The following is a 20,113-nucleotide window of genomic DNA, read 5'->3' on the forward strand; positions in this document are numbered from 1 at the left end:
CACACCCGTTCCCATACCGAACACGGAAGTTAAGCTCTTTAGCGCCGATGGTAGTTGGGGGCTTCCCCCTGTGAGAGTAGGACGTCGCTAGGCACCTGAAAAAGCCGAGGATTTATTCCTCGGCTTTTTTATTTGCAATTTTTCAGCAGATTAACCCAAATAATACCATGAAATGGTTGTGGTTTCTGCCGACTATCTAGCCAAAGGTGAAAAATAGACGATGGAGCAAAATATCAAGCACCAGCTGACGAAGATGCAGGACCTAGAGATTTGTTTGGAATAAAGTTTGATTAAAATGCTTTCTTTTCCGGTAATTTAGTATACGGATTTTATAAATAAGTTTGATTTTTATTTGTAGTTCTTGTTGGACTAAAGAGCGGCATAAGGATACTCTGCCTTTTTAACCTCAAGCGTGTGAAGAGCGCTAGCCCAACGGTAGGTGGGAGATGAATTTCGGTTTAGCATAGCCAAAAACTTTTGATAACTAGCTATATGAAGTTCTTGGATCACTCGATATATGAGGTTGCTGGAAAGAAAATAGAGTGCGAAAACCAAGCGATTCGGTTCCTGTGTAAAATATCTAACGTACCAAAAGAGCGTCCACACGTTGGACATCTAGGGTCAGAACACTCCGAAGTAACGCTCAGGGAGACAAAAGGTTGCTTTCGTCGTGGAACTGGGAAGCTCTCACTTTAAGCTTTGCTAAGTGGCGAGCAGTTCACATTCGTTTGAGGTCTCCTTTAATGATTGAGTACATATATAAATCATCAAATTTTCCACAAGTATATTCATAATGCCTCAATAAACCTTCTCTTTTAAAGCCCTGATTTTCTACTAATTTTTGTGATGATAAATTCGCAGGATCAATTAGCGCCTCAATTCGTTCCATTTCAAAATGTTTATAGCCATATTTAATAACAGCTTCTAAAGCTTCACCAGCTATTCCTTGGCCCCAATATTTTTTATTTAATTCAAACCCTATTTCAGCTCGATAATGTTTAGGGTGCATATTAAGAAAGCCGCAACTACCTATAACAACACCAATATTTTTCTGTGTAATTCCCCACCTTATACCTGTACCTTCTTCCAATATAGATTTATACCATCTTATTTCGCTCAAGACGTCATTTGGGGATTCGTATGGTTCTAACCCCATATATTTAACAACGTCTTTATCTGATAGGTATTTATACATATCGTTAGCATCCTCTGGTGTCACTTCTTTTAAAATTAACCTTTCTGTTTCTATGATCGGAAATTTACTCATCATACAGTCTCCCTTTATAAATATTGGATTTAATAATCTTATAATATATTCTATTCTAGAATTTCTCACTTACATTATGACCAAACTATGCCCTTACGCAGCTAAACTGCATCGTTAGTAAAAAGCATCTCAAGTTGTAGAAACAACTTTGATAGCGCAATATGAAAAATAGCGACTTCTACAACTCAAGATTGTAGGAATTTTTATTATATTACTGGTATTATTTTTTTAGATTTGATAATTCATAGTTAATAACTTCCTTTATCTTATCGTTTCCAATTGCTCCATTATGGAATGTATTAGAATCGCTCCAGTAAAGCTGTCTAAATGAAACACCATTATTAAGTTCAATCCCCAAAAATATACGTGTACCTTCTAGCTTACCTACATCAATTAATGATTGTACATCTTCTAATTTTAATTCATAAAATGCGGCTAGGAACGTATCCTTGGAAGACTGTGAGAATGTGTGTATTCTCTTGCCATCTTCAGTGCTTTCAAAATAGATATTCTTCACCAACTTATCCATAGGGTAAAGTTCTCCTGCTGTTTTTGCCATTTTATTTGTGTTGGCTACATAAACATCATCATTTGCAGCAACAATCAAGGAAGTTGGATATCCTTTTATTTCAGAAATGATTGTTCCTTCTTTTAAATATGTCGCATCACCATTTTGCATCTTGTGATTACTGCATGCACTGTCAGCCATCTTATATGTCACTTTACCAAGTTCTTTACCTTTTTCAATCGTTATAGGGAGATTTTCATTTGCTGGCTCTGGAAAATAATGGGCATATTCTATATCATTAATCATCAGCACATCCACCCATTCAATTATCGCATCAGGACATCCTTTATGAAAAGTGAAGTTACTGCAAGAAGATAACAACAAAGCAAATACAGAAATCAATAGCATATTTTTAAAAACTTTCAACATAACACCTCCTAGTTATTAGACACTTATCACAGATTTAAGTTACAATTAAAATAGGAATATTCAGATTTATTCTTAGGGATGGAAATCGACACACCTGCAACGTTTTAACTTAAAATCCGCTGAATACGATAAAAAAATAAGAATAGAAAGCTTTCTACTAGATTGTACTACGCAAGAGTGTAGTCGTTTGATACAATAAAATCATAGTATTCAAGATAGAAACGGCGGGTGTTCGTATGGTTAGTGATATTTTAATAGAAATTGTAACAGCGATTGGCCGCTTTTTAATCAACCCATTAATGTATATCGCAATTTTATTTGCGGTTTTATTAGGTTATAGTCGTGTAAAGCAGGAGCGGAAATTTTTTAATAGACGTATTATTTGGGGTTGGACAGAGCTAATTGGTCAATGGAAATATGGGTGGCTAAATGCCCTCCTCATTTCACTAATAAGTGTTGGGTTAGGTTTAACAGTACCTAAAGCCTTTTTAATGATTTTAATCGCTATTTCTGCGTTGGCATTATTATTGTTCTTCATTAATGCACTTTCACCTATTTATACAATGGGGCTTGCGACATTAGCAATGTGGTTGATGTACCATTATAATTGGACATATTCTTGGTGGAAAATCTCTTTAGAAGGTGTAAATTTACTTGATGGTTCCATTATAACGATTACGATTTTAGCAGGTCTATGTGTGATTGCTGAGGGTATGTTAATTCGCCGAACAGCAATGAAGATAACGACACCGAGAGTTGAAAAGACGAAGCGAGGTATGCAGGCAATTGTCTATCGTTCAAGAAATGTATGGGTATTGCCAATTTTCTTTGTAATACCTGGTGATATTATTCCGGTAGATTTCCCTTACTGGCCGCAATTTACATTAGGAGAGAGTACCTTTTCACTCGTACTATTTCCACTTGTTATAGGCTTTTCAAAGCTTACTAGAAAAGAATTACCGACTTTGCAATTGCCTAAAATTGGCAGAGTAGTGCTAATACTAGGTCAGTTAATTTTAATAGGTGGACTTGCTGCAGCGCTGGAGCCATTTATTGGCATTATCACGTTGGCAATTGGTGTAGTGATTCGTATCATCATTTCAATCTTCTACGCGCTGCAGGATAAAACGGACATTTATGCGGTTGCACCAAGTTCAAAGGGCGCTATTATTGCGGCAGTTTTACCTGATTCACCAGCTGAAAAAATGGGCTTACTGGCAGGGGAATGTATTCGTAAAGTAAACGGTCAGGCCATTTTTACTGAAAATGATTTATACGAGGCTTTGCAATTAAATGCTGCCCATTGTCGTCTAGAAGTAGTAGATCGCAACAATGAAATACGCTTAACACAGCATGTTATCTATAACAATGATCATTATCGTATTGGATTATTACTAGCTGAGCCGAGGGATATTTGATGGATGTTTTCGGGAAAATGATGTTAGCGTTATTTTTACCAGCTTTACTCGTATTATTGTTTACTAGAATTACGTTTAATCGGTATGTCGCTTTAATATTGGCAATTGCTCTTATTGCGGCATCTGTCTATGCAGGTTATACTTCGCCGCCTATTATCTTCGTAATCGATGCATTTTCGTTAACAGTAGGCTTTTGGCTAGCGAGTAAAATGAAAAAAAACAAAAATTAATATAAAAGGTCAGTCAAAAGTGATAGCTTTCTCACTTTTAAGACTGACCTTTTTACATGAAAAACCTTACGGCTGCCATAATGATAACCCCTGCTACAACTGTAATAGATAAGCTTTTGGTAACAAGTGCAATCATAAGCGTTGGCACAAAGGTAATAAATACGGGCCAATTGAGTGTAACAATTTTTCCGCTTTCTGTATCCAATAAGTTTTCGATGACAAGAGCACTCAAAATACAAACTGGGATAAAGCTTAGCCATTTTAATACAACCTCAGGTAGCTTCACATTTCGGACGAATATAAACGGAATAATACGTGGTAGCCAGGTGACAAGTGCACAGCCAATGATGAGCCATACCATAGTAGCAGTTGTCGTCATTTATCTGTCACCACCCCTATAGTTGCTACAATAACTGTTGAAAGAAGAACAGCCACATGCGAAGGCATAATATAAGAAAGACCATACATAATAACAACCATATAGCCGATTAATATAAGATAATGCATTATTTTACTTTTACCTACACTGTTAAGCTGGAGAACAAGAAGTGCCACAAACATAGCAATCAATGCGAAATCTAAGCCCCATTTTTCAGGAGTTGCTACCCATTGTCCTAAATATGCACCAGTTACACAAGATAGAATCCAAAATGAGTAAGCAGTTATGTTCAGCCCATCCATCCATTTGCCATGTAATTTACCGGTTTGCATTTGCTTTGTAACGGCTACACCAAATGTTTCGTCCGTCAATAATGTGCCGAAACCAATATTTCTTAGCATGGAATAGCGTGTAAAATGAGGAGCTAATGTTAAACTCATTAATAAATGGCGTAGATTTACAACAAAAATGGTTACAATAATAGCAGAAGCAGGGCTATTCGTTAAAAGAAGTGCACAAAAAATAAATTGTGCGGAGCCTGCGTAAATGAGTATCGTTAAAAGCGCAATTTCGAGTACAGATAACCCAGAAGCGGAACCTACAACACCGAAAGCGAGTCCTATGCTAATATATCCGAGTAAGGTGGGGACACAATCTTTAACGCCTTGTAAAAAGCTATCGTCTGGCGTGTTTGCTGTTTCATTCTGAAAATCGGTTGTACTTGTCATAAATAGATCGTCCCTTCTTATAAATTTCCATGTATAATAATGGTGGAATAGTCTGATAGTTCGTGATGTTTATTAAAGTATACATATGTCTTATAAAATAAACAATAGAAATTGGTGAATAAAAATGGAGCAAATGAGTCGAAATTTGGCATTTCAATTAAAGAGGATCCGGCAGCAACGTCATTTAAGCTTAGATGATGTTGCCAAAGCTACAGGGGTAAGTAAAGCTCAACTTGCCCAAATTGAAAAAGGAGAGGCAAATCCTACAGTATCAACGATTTGGAAAATTGCTGCAGGAATGCGCACTTCATTTTCTTCATTATTACAAGCACCAACAGCACACTTTATGAAATATAGTAGTAAGGATGCGCCACGTGTAGATGAAGATGAGGGACGATATCGTGTGTATTCCATCATTCCTTATAATCCAGATCGTGGCTGGGAACTTTATAGGGTTGAAATGGAGCCCGGTGCTTTCAGGAGAAGTGAAGCCCATACAGAAGGGGTAGAAGAAACTGTGACTGTAATCCAAGGGCAGGCCATTATTTCTGCTGGTGAGATGCATGAATTACTAGAAGAAGGGGATACACTAGTATTCTCAGGACATCAGCCACATGAGTATAAAAATACTTCGGAAAAGTTAACGATTTTACATTTAATTTTGCAATATAAATAGAGGTGTCGATTTTGAGTGAATGGTTTACTGTAGATAATATTGAGCAAATTGCGGCACAATATCGAACGCTTGGCCCAATCATTGGTTTATTTTTAACGTTTATAGAGGCGTTTTTTCCGTTTTTACCTCTGGTCGTGTTCGTTGTCGCCAATGCGAGCGCATTTGGTTTATGGTTAGGTTTTTTATTATCATGGATAGGATCTGTAGCGGGGTCATATGCAGTATTTTTGCTTGTCCGACATTTTGGCAACCATCCAAGGCTTCGATTTGTAACAGGCAGTAAAAAAGTAGAGAAGCTAATTAAATGGGTAGATATGAATGGTATTAGTCCATTATTCGTGTTACTTTGTTTTCCTTTTACACCCTCAATCATTGTAAATATTGTAGCGGGGCTATCCCATATTCATAAAAAGTATTATTTTGTAGTGTTATTGGCTGGGAAGTTCGTTATGATTTTAGGAATGAGCGTGCTTGGTTACGATTTGAAATCGCTCCTAACAAGTCCTGTAAGACTGATTATTGCTGCTGTTGCGATTGTCTTGCTTTGGTGGGTTGGCAAGTTTATGGAGAAACGATTAAATGCGCGTGTAGAGAAAGACTTAAAACATGCGAGAAAATTGACGAAAAATCATCAACGTTAAAAGTTGAATATGCACATCTTACCCCTTTTATCATGTAAAATGAGAGAAGGGGTTTTTTATCTTCATTAATAAAGGTAAGGCAATGCTCGAAAAACATTGAGTAGCGCTTAGATAAAATATTTTAAAATGCATAGGTAGAGTAGCAAAGTGATCAGGTCAGTGCGAAAAGTGATCAGGTAGAGTAGCAAAGTGATCAGGTAGAACCGCAAAGTGATCGGGTCAGTGCGAAAGGTGATCAGGTAGAACAGCAAAGTGATCGGGTCAGTGCGAAAAGTGATCAGGTAGACCAGCAAAGGCCAGGTGTTCCACAACAACTATCACTTTTTAAAATAGATAATTAACAGGAGGGGAAAAGTACATGACATTGCGTATCGTATCAGGACGTTCAGGGACGGGTAAATCAACGTTTATTCATCAAGAGATTGTCGAGCAATTAAAAACAGAGCCGTTAGGTCATCCAATTTTTGTAATTGTCCCCGACCAAATGTCGTACTCAACGGAGTATGAGCTAACGAATAAGCATGGCTTGCAAGGCTTAATTCGTGCACAGGTCATGACATTTAAACGATTGGCATGGCTAGTGTTACAGGAAACGGGTGGTATTGCTCGAAAAGAAGTAAATGGCTATGGTTATCGAATGCTTATCCGTAAACTTTTAGAGGAACAAAAAAGTGAGTTTTCGTTATTTCGACAAGCAGCTGGGAAACGAGGCTTTACAGAAGAAATTGAAACGCTATTACGAGAGTTTAGTCGTTATAGTGTAAAAAGTTCGGTGTTAGCTGAAGTGACAGCGTCTTTGCAGGCCATTGATGCGCCTAATACATTGCAAGCGAAGGCTAATGATTTACAAGTAGTTTTGCAAGCTTTGGAGGAACGACTTGGCACGACATATGTCGATAGTGAGGGGTATTATCCGATTTTAACCGAGCAACTAAAATGCTCCGAGACGATGAAGCAGGCGTCCATTTATATAGATGGTTTTACAGCATTTACGGTAAGAGAATTAGAGCTTGTAAAAGAGTTATTGAAGGTGACGAAACAGGTAACGGTAGTTCTTCCCTTTGACCATATCGATGAAGTTTATGATGAGCAATCTTTATTCCATGAAGCCGCTTCTACGAATCAACGTTTACACGACATTGCATCTGAAGAAGGCATTGAAGTTGAAGCACCACTGCACTTCTATAATACGTATCGTTTCCAGTCTAGTGATTTACAACATATGGAAACTCGATTTGCTGATATGGTGCCTCAAGCGAAAGAAACTTCAGGTGATGTAATGGTGCTTGAAGCATCTAATCGACGTGCGGAGATACATGCCATTGCCCGGGAAATAACAAAGCTGACGAGAGAGAAGGGGTATCGTTATCAAGATATAGTACTTCTTTATAGACAAGCAGAAGTTTATGACCCGCTCATTACAACGATTTTCCAACAATACGAAATTCCTATTTTTACAAATTCGAAAAAGACGATGCTGCATCATCCTTTAATTGAACTTAGTCGATCTGCTTTAGAGGTTATTACTTCTAATTGGAAATATGAACCGGTTTTTCGTAGCGTGAAAACAGATTTATTTTTCCCGTTACATGCTGAATTAAATGTTTGGCGTGAGCGAGCGGATCGTTTAGAAAACTACTGTTTAGCACAAGGCGTCTTTGGAGAGCGCTGGTTTGAGGAAGCTCGATGGTTTTTCAAAAAGTATCGCGGACTTGAATTCCATTCACGCGTACAAACGGACGAAGAACGTGCTATGCAGGCAGAAATCGAGGCTATTCGCGACGAAATTCGGCAGCCGCTTAAATCATTACAGGACAAGCTGGAAGTGGCGACAACAGGTAGAGAAGTAGCGACAGCTTTATTTGAGTTGATTGAGCATTTAAATGTTTATGAAAAGCTTCAAGCAATGAAAGATCGTGAACTAGATCGAGGCGATGCATTAGCTGCAAGTGAGCATGATCAAGCGTGGAAAGAATGGATTGCAGTGCTCGATCAGTTTGTGTATATGTTTGGTGAGCAGGAGATGTCCGTGGAGGAAGCGGCGAAAATTTTAGATGAGGGCTTTGATACATTAGAATTTTCGCGTATCCCGCCTACATTAGATGAGGTCATGGTAGCGACAGTTGATTTAGCTCGTTTATCGAATATAAAAGTCGCTTTTGTCTTAGGAATGAATGATGGAGTCTATCCAACTCGTATGGATTATGAGGGATTGCTGTCAGATAACGAACGTGAATGGTTTAGTCAAATTGGCTATGAGCTAGCGCCGACGTCTAAAAATCGTTTACTGCAGGAAAATTTCTTGCTATATCGAGCTTTAACTACGCCATCCGATAAATTATATATGTCCTATCCAACGGCAGATGAAGAGGGCAAGGCACTACTGTCTTCACTCTATATAAAGAAAATTATCGGCAATGATAAAATGGCTGGCCTTTTGAGTGGTGTCGAGGTCGAGCGAGTTGTAATCGATCCAATTGAACTACTGGATGAAAGTGCATTACCGTATTTACGCCATCCACGTACAGCTTTAGCACATTTAATGGTGCAAAAACGCCAAGCTGAACATAGTCGTGAGCTAGCGCCAGAGTGGCTTGCCTTACAAAAATTTTATAGACAGGACCCTTATTGGGCACTTATTTATGATCGAGTTTTACATCCAATCACTCATAAAAATGAAGCTGAGCCCTTAGAAAACTACATCACTCAGGAATTATATGGTCAAAAGCTAACATCTAGCGTGTCTCGTGTTGAGAAATATTTCCGTTGCCCATTCTCGCATTTTACAACGTATGGGCTTCATCTTGAAGAGCGGGCAGAGTACAGACTAGAAACATTTGCAATGGGCGATTTATTCCATGAGGCATTGAAATGGATTACGGAGGAGACACACCGTCTGCAACTATCATGGATACGTTTAACAAAGCAGCAAATTAAACAATTAGCACGTCAAGCCGTAGAGCAAATTGTGCCGGTATTTTCTCATCAAATCTTACTATCTAGTGCACGTTATCGTTACATTCAACGCAAGCTTATACGTATTGTCGAGCGAACAATGACGGCACTTACGCAGCATGCGAATGTATCCCACTTTAAGCCAATTGCCATTGAGGCATCATTTGGACCGGGACAAAATGAACAGCTTCCTCCACTTGAAATAGATTTAACAGGTGGTAAGAAAATGTTTATGCGGGGTCGTATTGATAGGGTAGATAGTGCGTCTATTGATGACCGCTCTTATTTACGGATCGTCGATTATAAATCATCCGCTCGTGATTTAGATTTGAATGAGGTTTATCACGGTTTGTCTCTACAGGTACTAACGTATCTAGATGTGGCGATGGAAAACGCTTCTTATTGGCTGCCAGGTGAGGCGGAGCCAGCTGGGGTTCTTTATGTACATGTCCACAATCCAATGCTAAAGCTTGATAAGGATTTAAGCGACAGTGAAATTGAAGAAGACCGTTTAAAACAATACAAAATGAAAGGTCTTTTGTCGGAAAATGCGGAGGCCATTTTATCGATGGACGAGCAATTAGAGGAATCGAGTGGGCATTCAAAAATTATTCCTGTCTATATGAAGAAAGATGGGACACCATCAGAATCTCAGTCACGGGTTGTACCTGTAAATGATATGAAAAATCTACAGCATTTTGTACGGCGCAAGCATCAAGAGGCTGGTGATGGAATTTTAGCAGGGGATACGTCCATTAGTCCTTATAAACTTAAAACAAAAACAGCATGTGATTACTGTCAATTTACGGCGGTTTGTCAATTTGACCCATCTGATGGCAAGCAAAGCTACCGTCAGTTACAGCAAGCAAAACCGAATGATATCGTTGAGATAATTCGGAAGGAGATGAAGTAAGTTGGTACAAAAAATACCTGAAAAGCCAGCGGAAGTGACATGGACTGATGACCAGTGGAAGGCCATCTATGCAAGCGGCCAGGATACACTTGTATCGGCTGCGGCAGGCTCTGGTAAAACGGCAGTTCTCATTAATCGTATGATTGAAAAGGTAGTGGCGACAGAGAATCCCATCAATGTCGACGAGCTACTTGTCGTAACATTTACAAATGCATCCGCTGCTGAGATGCGTCACCGTATGGCGGAGGCGCTTGAAAAGGCTATTGCAGAAAATCCAACTTCCAACCATTTGCGACGCCAGCTAAGCCTTGTCAACAAAGCACAAATTTCAACGCTGCATTCTTTCTGCTTAGCTATTGTGAAGCAGTACGCCTATATGCTAGATATTGATCCAGGCTTTCGTATAGCAAATGAGGCAGAGGTCGCTTTGTTAAGGGACGATATATTAGCAGAAGTATTAGAAGATGCTTACGATTCTGAGGATGAAGCACAGGTTCAAGCAATCTACCGTCTTGTTGATAGCTTTACATCGGATCGTGATGATCAGGCGATAGAAACCTTAATAAGCAAGCTTTATGATACGTCTCGTGTTCATGCAGAGCCTCAAAAATGGCTTCGTAGTTTACCAGAGACATATGACTTAGCAGCGGACGTGACCATTGATGATTTAGAGCTGTCGAAATATGTAAAGTTAACCGTCAAGCATAGTCTTGAGGAGGCATTCGTCTTAATTTCTGAAATGCGTGCCATTACGCTACAGCCCGAGGGACCTGCACCATATGCTGAAACTGCAGAAATGGATTTTGCCATGATTCAGGAAGGCATTCGCATTAGTCGTGAAGGAACGTGGCAGGAACTCTTTGATTATTTTGGCACGGTGAAATGGTCAACTTTAAAGCGTGTATCAAAGGATGCTTTAGTGGATGTGGAGCTACAAGATCTTGCTAAGAAAAAACGTGAGGCAGCAAAAAAAATTGTGAACAAGCTTAAGGAGACTTTTTTCGTTCGGACACCTGCACGCTTGCTTGAAGAAATACGATTAATGGGTCCGACGATAGGAACATTAGTCGAATTGACGAATGTTTTTAGTGAACAGTTCCGCATGGCAAAATTAGAACGAGGAATTATCGATTTCTCGGATTTAGAGCATTTCGCATTGCAAATTTTAACTGTAGAAGTTGAAGGTGAATTACAGTCTTCACCGGTTGCACTAGATTTGAAAAAACGTTTTAAAGAAGTACTTGTTGATGAATACCAAGATACAAATATGCTTCAAGAAACAATATTGCAGCTTGTGAAAACAGGTAGTGAGCAAGAGGGAAATCTGTTTATGGTTGGGGACGTCAAACAAAGCATTTACCGTTTCCGTTTAGCAGAACCGAAGCTTTTTATGCGAAAATATAGCGAGTTTCTAGAGACCCCAGATTTAACGGGAATGCGTATAGATTTAAACGCTAATTTCCGTAGTCGACAAGAAGTGTTGAACGCTACAAACTATGTATTTGCACAAATTATGGGTGAGCGTGTAGGGGAAATTCTTTATGATGAAAATGCTTCATTAAAGCCAGCAGCGCCGTATGATGATAAAGAAGTTCCGGTAGAGCTAGTCATCATGCATCCTCCTGACGAAGAGGCGTTGGACGAAGAGGCGGAAGACATTGCAATCGACGCCTCTGAACTAGAGGAATTAAAAAAATCACAGTATGAGGCACGTTTTATCATTGAGCGTATTCGGCAGATGATGGAGGATGGGACAACCGTATTCGATACAAAAACGAAGACAGAACGGCCATTAAAATATAGTGATATTGTGATTTTAATGCGTTCAATGACATGGTCAACTGATTTAGTTGAGGAATTTAAGCTTGCGGGAATCCCTCTCTATGCGGAGTCCTCTAAAGGATATTTTGATGCGCTTGAAGTTATGATTATGCTGAATGTACTAAAGGTTGTCGATAATCCATATCAGGATATTCCTTTAGCTTCAGTGCTACGCGCACCATTTGTTGGCTTAACAGAAAATGAGCTAGCAAAAATACGGTTAGCAGATAAAAAAGCGCCATTTTATGATGCATTAAGGCAATTTATTCGAAGTGATGGACATGGTGTGCAATCAGACACTTTTGTGAAGCTTCAACGATTTATGCTAGCATTTGAAAACTGGCGAGATTTAGCACGACGTGGTTCGCTGTCAGATTTAATTTGGAAAATTTATTTAGACACGCATTATTATGAGATGGTTGGTGCTATGCCAAATGGTAAGCAGCGTCAGGCCAACTTACGCATTTTACATGACCGTGCTTTAATGTATGAGAAAACAGCCTTTCGAGGACTATTTCGCTTTTTACGTTTTATTGATCGTATGCGTACGCGTGGAGATGATTTAGGAACAGCTAAATCGATTGGAGAAAAGGATGATGTTGTGCGTCTTGTAACGATCCACTCTTCAAAAGGTTTGGAATACCCTGTTGTCTTTGTTGCAGGGATGGGGAGACCGTTTAATAAAATGGATTTCCACAATCCGTATTTATTCGATCAAGATTTTGGCCTTGCAGTGAAGGCAATTGATCCAGAAAATCGTATTACGTATACATCTCTACCATTTTTAGCGCTAAAGGAGAAAAAGGAGCTTGAAATGCGGGCTGAGGAAATGCGTGTATTGTACGTAGCGATGACACGTGCGAAGGAGCGACTTATTTTAGTAGGCTCCGTGAAAAATTGGAGTAAAACGCTCGATAACTGGCAGGATGCTCAAAGTTTACCGGTGGATGCCCCATTACAAGAGTATTTACGCGCGAGAGCTAATAGCTACTTTGATTGGCTTGGGCCTGCAGTTGCTAGACATGCAGATTTTGCAAAAATTGCTTCTTCTTCCTATAAGGCATCTGAAGATGTATCACATTGGTGGGTACGAGCTGTAGAAACAAGCCATTATGCGTATGACATACAGGCGTTAGAGGATGAGATACAGCCATTGCTAGAAACGCCAGAGGACGAAGCTTTGCTGTCGGAAATTACGATGCGTTTTCAAACACATTATGCATTTCAGAAATCAACACAAAAACGCTCTAAAACATCTGTAAGTGAAATAAAGCGTATAGAAAATCTACAGCGGCAGGAGGAGCCTGAATATTACTTTTCAGTACCTTCTAAGCAAAAAATGACGACTATTGCGCCCCGTCCAACCTTTTTACAGGACAAACAGATGACAGGTGCAGAAATAGGAACAGCTGTCCATACGGTCATGCAGCATGTACCTCAAAACGGCTTTACGGATGTACAGGAGGTTAAGGAGTTTGTCGCTCATTTAGTGGCAAGGCAGCTTCTGACCGAGGCTGAGGGCAAGGTTGTTCCATGGAAAAAAATATATAATTTCTTTACAACAGATATTGGACAACGCTTTAAAAAAGCAAAAACAATCCGAAGAGAACTGCCATTTACGATTAGTAGGGTAGATGAAGACGGCGACGCTCAAATTGTACAAGGGATTATTGATTGCTTATTTGAGGATGAGAATGGTGAATGGATTTTGCTTGATTATAAGACAGATCGTATCCAATCGCATTTTGCAGAGGAACCAGCGCTAACGAAGGAACTTTTAGACCGATATGGTGTTCAGCTCAGAGTTTATAGTGAGGCGATAGAATCTATCCTTCAAATCAAAGTGAGTGATAAAGTTCTATATTTATTCGATATTGAACGGGCTTTACATGCATAAGTGAACGAGGTGAAAACAGGGCTATCTGATATAGTTTCATAATAAGGGAATGAATTTAGAGAGCCTTGTTTTCGCCATATACATAGAGGAGGCTATTTTGTGGAGTTAAAACCGACAATGTTGCAGGAACGCATCGCAACATTAGATATTTTACGTGGTATTAGCTTACTAGGTATTTTACTCGTTAATATGTTTGCCTTTTATTTGCCAATGCCATATATTGATTTGGCATCATGGTTTACAACACCGTCAGATATGGTGTGGCAGCAAAATTTAGATATTTATGTACAAAGTAGCTTTTATCCACTGTTTGCCATGTTATTTGGCTATGGACTCGCTATGCAATGGCAGAAAGCACAAAGCCGTGAACAAAATTTTTATGCGATAGGACTGCGAAGACTTTCTGTATTGTTTGTATTTGGTTTAATACATGCTGTGCTCATTTGGTGGGGCGACATTTTAATGATGTATGCATTTTGTGGCATTTTTTTATTGCTTTTACTACGTCTACATCCTATTTGGTTATTGTCAATCGGTATTATGATTAACGGTGTTATGCAAGTTTTTATGTTATTTATTGTAGGGTATATTAATTTTAATACGAAAATTGATGAGTATTTAGATATCACTTCGGTAGAGCAGGCGATAACTGCTTACGGAACGGGTAGTTGGATGGATGCATTTATGCAACGTTTAACCGATTTATCTGTTCAGGCGGGAATCGGCATGTGGTTTGTGGTATTATTTACAATTTTACCATTTATGTTAATTGGTGCTGCGGCTTCTAAATGGCGTTTAGTGGAACGAGCGAAGGAGCTAAAATGGCTTTGGCTGGCATTAGCAATAGCTGGATTAGCAGTTGGTATTTTCATCAAGAGCTTACCGATTATGTTTACACGTACGTATTTATTAGACTACATGAAAGTTTACATAGGTGGTCCAATTTTAGCAGTAGGCTACATTGGGCTCATCGTTTTACTTTGTTTATTTCCAACTGTATCAAAGTTGCTTAGTCCTTTTGCCAAAATGGGACGCATGTCGCTAACGATGTACATACTTCAATCGATCATTGGAACATGTTTATTTTATCAATTCGGATTTGGCTGGTATGGAAAAGTGAGCGTCGCAACAGGCGTGTTAATAGCAGTCAGTATTATTATTATCCAAATGATTGTGGCAGAAATTTGGCTAGCGAAATGGCAACAAGGTCCGCTAGAGGCTTTATGGCGCAAGTTAACGTATAAAGAGAAAACTAAAGTAAGTTAATTGTATTCAGCGTGTCGGCAACATATAGTTAATGAATACGTCTTGTATAATAAGAATAATTAATCGTGACTTGGCTCATTATTAAAAGTTGGGATAGCATTTGTTAAAACGTATGTTATGTATATAAGTTGATTGTAGTGGAGGATGGGCGACTCCTTGGGGATCAGCGTCACAGATGAGACCCTGGAGCGATCAACGCGAGTGAAGCGGCTCATCGGACGCCCCCAGGAAAGCGCCCATCCGGAACGGAAATCAACCCACGTTATGGTGATGAGCCCACGATTTAATAGGAATAAAAATAGTTATCGCAAAAGTAAGGCAATTCCTATAATATTGTTGTATCATGTAGAAAAAAGAAGGAGCTCTGAAAATCATGAAAATTTTATCATTTAAATTAGGTGGACATGTAAGCTTTGGACCAAAAGTAAAAAAAGAAGAAGCGGTATGGGATGTACTCGCTATTCAAAATGAACTTCAAGTTCTCCCTTCTTTTTCAAGTTCAATTGTAGATGGCATTGCTCTAGGCTTTGATTTTGTTGAACAGATTCGTAAATTAGTAGAAGCCGCTGAAAAATCAGATCGCGCTAATAGCTTCAAACGTGAATTTACAGCGATCGAGTGGTTATCACCGATTCCACGTACACCAAAAAACATTATGTGTATTGGGAAAAACTATGATGAACATGCTAAAGAAATGGGAGCAGAGGCAGCTCCAACAGACTTAATGGTATTTACAAAATCTCCGACTGCTATTGCTGCTGATGGCCAAACAATATCTATCCATGCCGATCTTTCATCTAAAATGGATTATGAAGGCGAATTAGCTGTTGTCATTGGTAAACGCGGTAAAAATATTCCGAAAAACTTAGCATACGATTATGTATTTGGTTACACGATTGCCAATGATATAACAGCGCGTGATTTACAAGAAAAACATAAGCAATTCTTCATAGGAAAAAGCTTGGAAGGAACTTGTCCACTTGGACCTTACCTTGTAACAAAAGATGAAATTCCGAATCCACAAGATTTAACAGTGGTAACAAAAGTGAATGATGAAGTACGCCAAAACGGCTCAACAAAAGATATGATGTTCACTGTAGAATCATTAGTATCGATTTTATCTCAGCATGTAACATTAGAGCCAGGTGATGTTATTTTAACGGGTACTCCAGCGGGTGTTGGTAAAGGCTTGAATCCGCCACAATTTTTAAAAGCTGGGGATACTGTGAAAGTGTCCATTCAAGGCATCGGTACTTTAGTGAATCATTTTGAATAATTTTTTCAAATCCGCGTGAGTTTACCTCCGCGGATTTTTAACTTCTTTCAGTAGATTCCGGACACAATTATGCAGAGGCATAATTGATGTATATTATATGAACACTATTGTAATGTTTGAAACCCTTTCCATCACATGGTAGGATAGAGTTTGATAGAAAAAAGAATATGAGGTGGGGACAATAATGGATTTCTTAACTAGCCGAACGGATGCGCATATTACTACTTGGGTAGTTGCAATCGTAATCTTTTTAATTGCAGCATTAATGGGCAAGCAGTCAAAAGGCTTACATATGACATTACGTTTATTCTACATTTTAATTATTATTACTGGTGGGGCACTATTCTTTAAATACCAAGCTGGAGATCCAATGCTATATGGTCTTAAATTCTTAGGCGGTATTTTAGTCATTGGTATGATGGAAATGGTATTAGTTCGTCAAAAGAAAAATAAACCAACTGGCCTGTTTTGGATTTTATTTGCAGTATTCTTATTCATTACATTATTTTTAGGCTTCAAACTGCCAATGGGAATAAATTTCTTGGCATAATTATTTTGAAAAGTCGTGAAGATTTCGCTTCACGGCTTTTATTTTTGGGGGGAAGTTAAATCGCTCAGGTAGCTTGAAAAACTGCTCGGGTAAGCCGGAGAAGTGATCAGGTAGGTCGGAAAACTGCTCAGGTATGCCAGAAAAGTGAACGGGTAAGCCGAAGAAGTGATCAGGTAGCCCAGAAAAGTGATCGGGTAAGCCGAAGAAGTGATCAGGTAAGCTGAAGAAATGCTCAGGTCCCCAAAAAAATGCTTGGCTCCCCCGACCAAGCCCCAAATGAATTGATTAGGAGAAGTTGACACCTTTTTGTCGTAATTAATTTTGCATTTTCGGAAAATATTTTTAAATGATAGCGACGTGACTATTTTATTTGGTAAAATGACGATGGATTGGTTTGAAAGAGAGGGAATAATAGTGAAATTCAAGAAGTGGATAAGTGCGACAGCTGCATCGCTTTTACTAGCAACTACATTAGTGAGTGCTACACCAGTTGCACATGCTGATGAAGCAACGACAAGAACGATTGCAGAAGAAAGCATCTATGATTTACTCGTTGACCGTTTCTTTAATGGTTCGGGCACTAACGATTTTGATACAAATACGCAAGACCCTACTAAGTTTGCAGGTGGCGATTTTGCAGGTTTACAGGATAAACTAAAATTTATCGGAGAGATGGGCTTTACAATTGTTTCGATTGGCCCTGTTTTTGCCACTGAAAAATATGATGGATCGATGCCGACGAGCTACTCTACAATTGAGCGTCATTTTGGGACATCTGAGGAGTTCCAAAGCGTCATTGAGACCTATAAAGCTAAAAATGTATCGATCATGGTTGATTTCCCGCTAAACAATGTAAGTCCGAATCATGAGTGGGCAAAAGATCCAGCGAAAAAGGATTGGATTACTTCAACAAATAATGGACAAGTACAATGGGACTTAAAAAACAAAGATGTACAAGAAGCACTTATTAAATCTGCAACAGATTTTGTCTCTACATATGATGTTGGTGGGGTGCGTTTAACAAATATTGCTGGTGCCGATACAGGATTTATCAATGCAGTGATTAAGGCATTAAAAGATTCGAAAAAATCGCTCTATGTGATTTCTAATGAAGAAAGTGATGCAAACTTTGATGCAAGCATTTCACCGGCTACAGCTGATATTTACCGTAATATATTTAAAAATGTTGATATGGATTCTTCTAAGTTGATGGACCCATTAAAAGGTGAAAAGCCAACTCAAATTATGGTGGATTCGCTAGAAACACGTCGTTTTACATTTGATTCTGCAGCTGAAAATATGTTCCCACCAACGCGTTTGAAAATGGCTATGGGTGCTTTATTTATGATGCCAGGGATTCCAGTTGTGCAATATGGTACAGAAATTGCGATGAACGGGGAAACAAAGCCAGATACGCACCAAATTTTCAACTTTAAAACAGATGATGAGTTAATCGAATATATTAAAAATGTTCAATCGTTACGTAATAAATCTGAGACATTACGAAATGGTGATTTTGAAGTTATTACAAATGAAAATGGCCTACTTGTATTTACACGAACATCTGATAAAGAGAAATGGGTCATCATGGTTAACAACACTAGTAAAACACAACGCGTTGATTTAACACCTGCTCAGCTTGGGGAAGGTAAAATGCTAAATGGTATTATACATGAAGAAAAAGTTCGTATTAATGAAAAAGATGTGTATCCGGTTATTTTAAATCGTGAAATGGTAGAGATTTATCAAGTTAGAGATGATGAAGGATTAAATGTACCTTATATGGTAGCACTAGGATTAGTATGGGTTATATTCATAGGATTTGTAGTTGTTATTATTAGACGAGGTAAAGTACGTCGTAAGGAGCAAGATGTTCAATAATAAAGGGGCTTAATCCCTCATTGATTTTACAGGCAGTTAATACAAGATAAAATGATAACCCCCTTCAACACTTTTAAGTGCGGAGGGGGTTTTTGTTAAGCTTGATAGCTTTTATTCGTAAAGAAGATGGCAATTGTACCTGGTCCAACGTGTGAGCCGATTGCTGAGCCAATCATTGTTACTTGAATGGCTTTTGGCGAAAATCTTTTTTGGATAGAAGCCTTTACTTCGTTGGCAAAGTCCACATCATCACTATGACTAATACCAATAATTTTCTCAGAAAAATCATCGCCGCGTTCTTGCATTAAATCTAACATGCGAGTGATGGCTTTTTTGCGTCCGCGAGATTTTTCAATCGGCACAAGTTTACCGTCCTCTACATTTAAAATTGGTTTAATGCTTAGGAGCCCTCCAAGAAATGCGCTTGCCTTTGATACACGCCCACCTTTAGCAAGGTAATCTAAATCCTCAACTGTAAATAAGTGTTCCATTTGTGGGGTAAGAGCTGTGATTTTTGCTTCGATTTCTTCCAATGAAGCACCTGTATTTCGAAGTCGAACCGCTTCTTCGACTACTAGACCAAAACCAAGTGAAGCACATTTAGAATCGATGATCGCTAATTTAAGGGAGGGATATTGCTCCTGCACTTGATTGCGAATCATGACTGCCGTATTATAGGTGCCTGATAATTCCGATGAAAAGGCAATATAGATCCCTTCCTCTTCATTCTTTGCTAGATTTTCGAAATGGTTGAGAAAAATCTCTGGTGATACTTGGGATGTTTTTGGGCGAGCTCCTTGACGAATAGCATCGTAAATTTCTTTGGAATCAATTGAAATGACATCATCATATTCATTATTGTTCAATTGCACTCGTAGTGGAAGAAGTTCAACATTGTTTTCTTCATAGTAAAACTTTGGTAAATCACATCCACTATCAGTAAAAATTTTCATCATTTGTCCCCCTAATTTAATATTCTATATGAGAAGTTTTCAAATACCTATACTACATAACAGGTGAACAAGTGTCGAGCTTTCACTTTCCACTTTATGTTTCTCTAAACTATTTCTAATGAAATATTATATAGATATATTATCATATCGAGTTTCAGTATAATTGCAACCCAGGATTTTTAACTTTATTCAATAAGTACCTATCGAATAAAGAGTACTTCTGAATAAAGTTAAAATGAAAAAATGACTCATTACCATAACGTGGTTGATTTCCGTTCCGACTGGGCGCTTTGACGTGACAGCAACAGCACCGATGTTGGTCACG

The 20,113-nt window shown here is 38.7% G+C and carries 15 protein-coding genes and 1 rRNA gene; 11 read left to right on the forward strand and 5 right to left on the reverse strand.

Annotated elements, in window-relative coordinates; translation table 11 throughout:
* A 5S ribosomal RNA gene (gene rrf / locus ACIQ7T_RS20040) occupies positions 1-93 on the forward strand; the annotation flags it as partial.
* Positions 94-718: 625 nt separating this feature from the next.
* Here rrf and ACIQ7T_RS20045 read toward each other — a convergent pair.
* Both ACIQ7T_RS20045 and ACIQ7T_RS20050 read right to left on the reverse strand, forming a co-directional pair.
* Positions 719-1,267 (reverse strand): GNAT family N-acetyltransferase, encoded by a 549-nt coding sequence (locus ACIQ7T_RS20045; RefSeq protein WP_370077024.1) that lies wholly within the window; start codon positions 1,265-1,267, stop codon positions 719-721.
* A gap of 220 nt (positions 1,268-1,487) precedes the next feature.
* Positions 1,488-2,201, reverse strand: coding sequence for a hypothetical protein (locus ACIQ7T_RS20050; protein WP_402872918.1), 714 nt, complete (start codon positions 2,199-2,201; stop codon positions 1,488-1,490).
* Between the two features lie 239 nt (positions 2,202-2,440).
* Between ACIQ7T_RS20050 and ACIQ7T_RS20055 the strand changes: the two genes are divergently transcribed.
* Positions 2,441-3,622 (forward strand): PDZ domain-containing protein, encoded by a 1,182-nt coding sequence (locus ACIQ7T_RS20055; protein ID WP_402872921.1) that lies wholly within the window; start codon positions 2,441-2,443, stop codon positions 3,620-3,622.
* The gene (locus ACIQ7T_RS20060) at positions 3,622-3,852 is read left to right on the forward strand and encodes a DUF2198 family protein (protein WP_402872923.1); all 231 of its coding nucleotides are present in this window, start codon (positions 3,622-3,624) and stop codon (positions 3,850-3,852) included. The genes ACIQ7T_RS20055 and ACIQ7T_RS20060 overlap by 1 nt, the downstream gene beginning before the upstream one ends.
* A 52-nt stretch (positions 3,853-3,904) precedes the next feature.
* Here the strand turns inward: ACIQ7T_RS20060 and ACIQ7T_RS20065 are convergent, their stop codons facing one another.
* Positions 3,905-4,231 carry an AzlD domain-containing protein gene (locus ACIQ7T_RS20065; protein WP_370076690.1) on the reverse strand — a complete coding sequence of 109 codons (327 nt, stop codon included), beginning with the start codon at positions 4,229-4,231 and terminating at the stop codon, positions 3,905-3,907.
* Positions 4,228-4,959, reverse strand: a complete 732-nt coding sequence (locus ACIQ7T_RS20070; protein ID WP_402872926.1) for an AzlC family ABC transporter permease — start codon at positions 4,957-4,959, stop codon at positions 4,228-4,230. Before ACIQ7T_RS20070 ends, ACIQ7T_RS20065 begins: the two co-directional genes overlap by 4 nt.
* Before the next feature lie 124 nt (positions 4,960-5,083).
* On the opposite strand from ACIQ7T_RS20070, the gene ACIQ7T_RS20075 reads away from it, so the two are divergent.
* From ACIQ7T_RS20075 to ACIQ7T_RS20110, 8 genes are all read left to right on the forward strand, one after another.
* Positions 5,084-5,635 (forward strand): helix-turn-helix domain-containing protein, encoded by a 552-nt coding sequence (locus ACIQ7T_RS20075; RefSeq protein WP_370076694.1) that lies wholly within the window; start codon positions 5,084-5,086, stop codon positions 5,633-5,635.
* An 11-nt stretch (positions 5,636-5,646) separates the two neighbouring features.
* Entirely contained in the window at positions 5,647-6,276 is a 630-nt protein-coding gene (locus ACIQ7T_RS20080; RefSeq protein ID WP_370076696.1) for a TVP38/TMEM64 family protein, read from the forward strand.
* Between the two features lie 358 nt (positions 6,277-6,634).
* A complete protein-coding gene (addB, locus tag ACIQ7T_RS20085) occupies positions 6,635-10,144 on the forward strand; it encodes a helicase-exonuclease AddAB subunit AddB (protein ID WP_402872931.1) in 3,510 nt (1,169 codons plus the stop codon).
* A gap of 1 nt (position 10,145) precedes the next feature.
* Complete coding sequence (gene addA / locus ACIQ7T_RS20090) at positions 10,146-13,862, forward strand: helicase-exonuclease AddAB subunit AddA (protein WP_402872934.1); 3,717 nt, start codon at positions 10,146-10,148, stop codon at positions 13,860-13,862.
* Between the two features lie 99 nt (positions 13,863-13,961).
* Positions 13,962-15,128 (forward strand): DUF418 domain-containing protein, encoded by a 1,167-nt coding sequence (locus ACIQ7T_RS20095; RefSeq protein ID WP_370076704.1) that lies wholly within the window; start codon positions 13,962-13,964, stop codon positions 15,126-15,128.
* Positions 15,129-15,501: 373 nt separating this feature from the next.
* Positions 15,502-16,404, forward strand: a complete 903-nt coding sequence (locus ACIQ7T_RS20100) for a fumarylacetoacetate hydrolase family protein (RefSeq protein WP_370076706.1) — start codon at positions 15,502-15,504, stop codon at positions 16,402-16,404.
* A gap of 184 nt (positions 16,405-16,588) precedes the next feature.
* Positions 16,589-16,954 carry a YisL family protein gene (locus ACIQ7T_RS20105; RefSeq protein WP_370076708.1) on the forward strand — a complete coding sequence of 122 codons (366 nt, stop codon included), beginning with the start codon at positions 16,589-16,591 and terminating at the stop codon, positions 16,952-16,954.
* Positions 16,955-17,368: 414 nt separating this feature from the next.
* Positions 17,369-18,835 carry an alpha-amylase family glycosyl hydrolase gene (locus ACIQ7T_RS20110; protein WP_370076710.1) on the forward strand — a complete coding sequence of 489 codons (1,467 nt, stop codon included), beginning with the start codon at positions 17,369-17,371 and terminating at the stop codon, positions 18,833-18,835.
* Positions 18,836-18,930: 95 nt separating this feature from the next.
* Here the strand turns inward: ACIQ7T_RS20110 and ACIQ7T_RS20115 are convergent, their stop codons facing one another.
* Positions 18,931-19,788, reverse strand: coding sequence for a DegV family protein (locus ACIQ7T_RS20115; RefSeq protein WP_370076712.1), 858 nt, complete (start codon positions 19,786-19,788; stop codon positions 18,931-18,933).
* Positions 19,789-20,113 lie beyond the last annotated feature (325 nt).

The organism is Lysinibacillus sp. NPDC096212, from assembly GCF_044763105.1.
Taxonomy (GTDB): Bacteria; Bacillota; Bacilli; order Bacillales_A; family Planococcaceae; genus Lysinibacillus.

Coding starts and splice junctions, on each gene's coding strand:
- ACIQ7T_RS20115 (WP_370076712.1), bottom strand. CDS start 19,788: ATGAAAATTTTTACTGATAGTGGATGTGATTTACCAAAGTTTTACTAT.
- ACIQ7T_RS20075 (WP_370076694.1), top strand. CDS start 5,084: ATGGAGCAAATGAGTCGAAATTTGGCATTTCAATTAAAGAGGATCCGG.
- ACIQ7T_RS20105 (WP_370076708.1), top strand. CDS start 16,589: ATGGATTTCTTAACTAGCCGAACGGATGCGCATATTACTACTTGGGTA.
- ACIQ7T_RS20055 (WP_402872921.1), top strand. CDS start 2,441: ATGGTTAGTGATATTTTAATAGAAATTGTAACAGCGATTGGCCGCTTT.
- ACIQ7T_RS20065 (WP_370076690.1), bottom strand. CDS start 4,231: ATGACGACAACTGCTACTATGGTATGGCTCATCATTGGCTGTGCACTT.
- ACIQ7T_RS20060 (WP_402872923.1), top strand. CDS start 3,622: ATGGATGTTTTCGGGAAAATGATGTTAGCGTTATTTTTACCAGCTTTA.
- addB (WP_402872931.1), top strand. CDS start 6,635: ATGACATTGCGTATCGTATCAGGACGTTCAGGGACGGGTAAATCAACG.
- ACIQ7T_RS20045 (WP_370077024.1), bottom strand. CDS start 1,267: ATGAGTAAATTTCCGATCATAGAAACAGAAAGGTTAATTTTAAAAGAA.
- ACIQ7T_RS20100 (WP_370076706.1), top strand. CDS start 15,502: ATGAAAATTTTATCATTTAAATTAGGTGGACATGTAAGCTTTGGACCA.
- ACIQ7T_RS20070 (WP_402872926.1), bottom strand. CDS start 4,959: ATGACAAGTACAACCGATTTTCAGAATGAAACAGCAAACACGCCAGAC.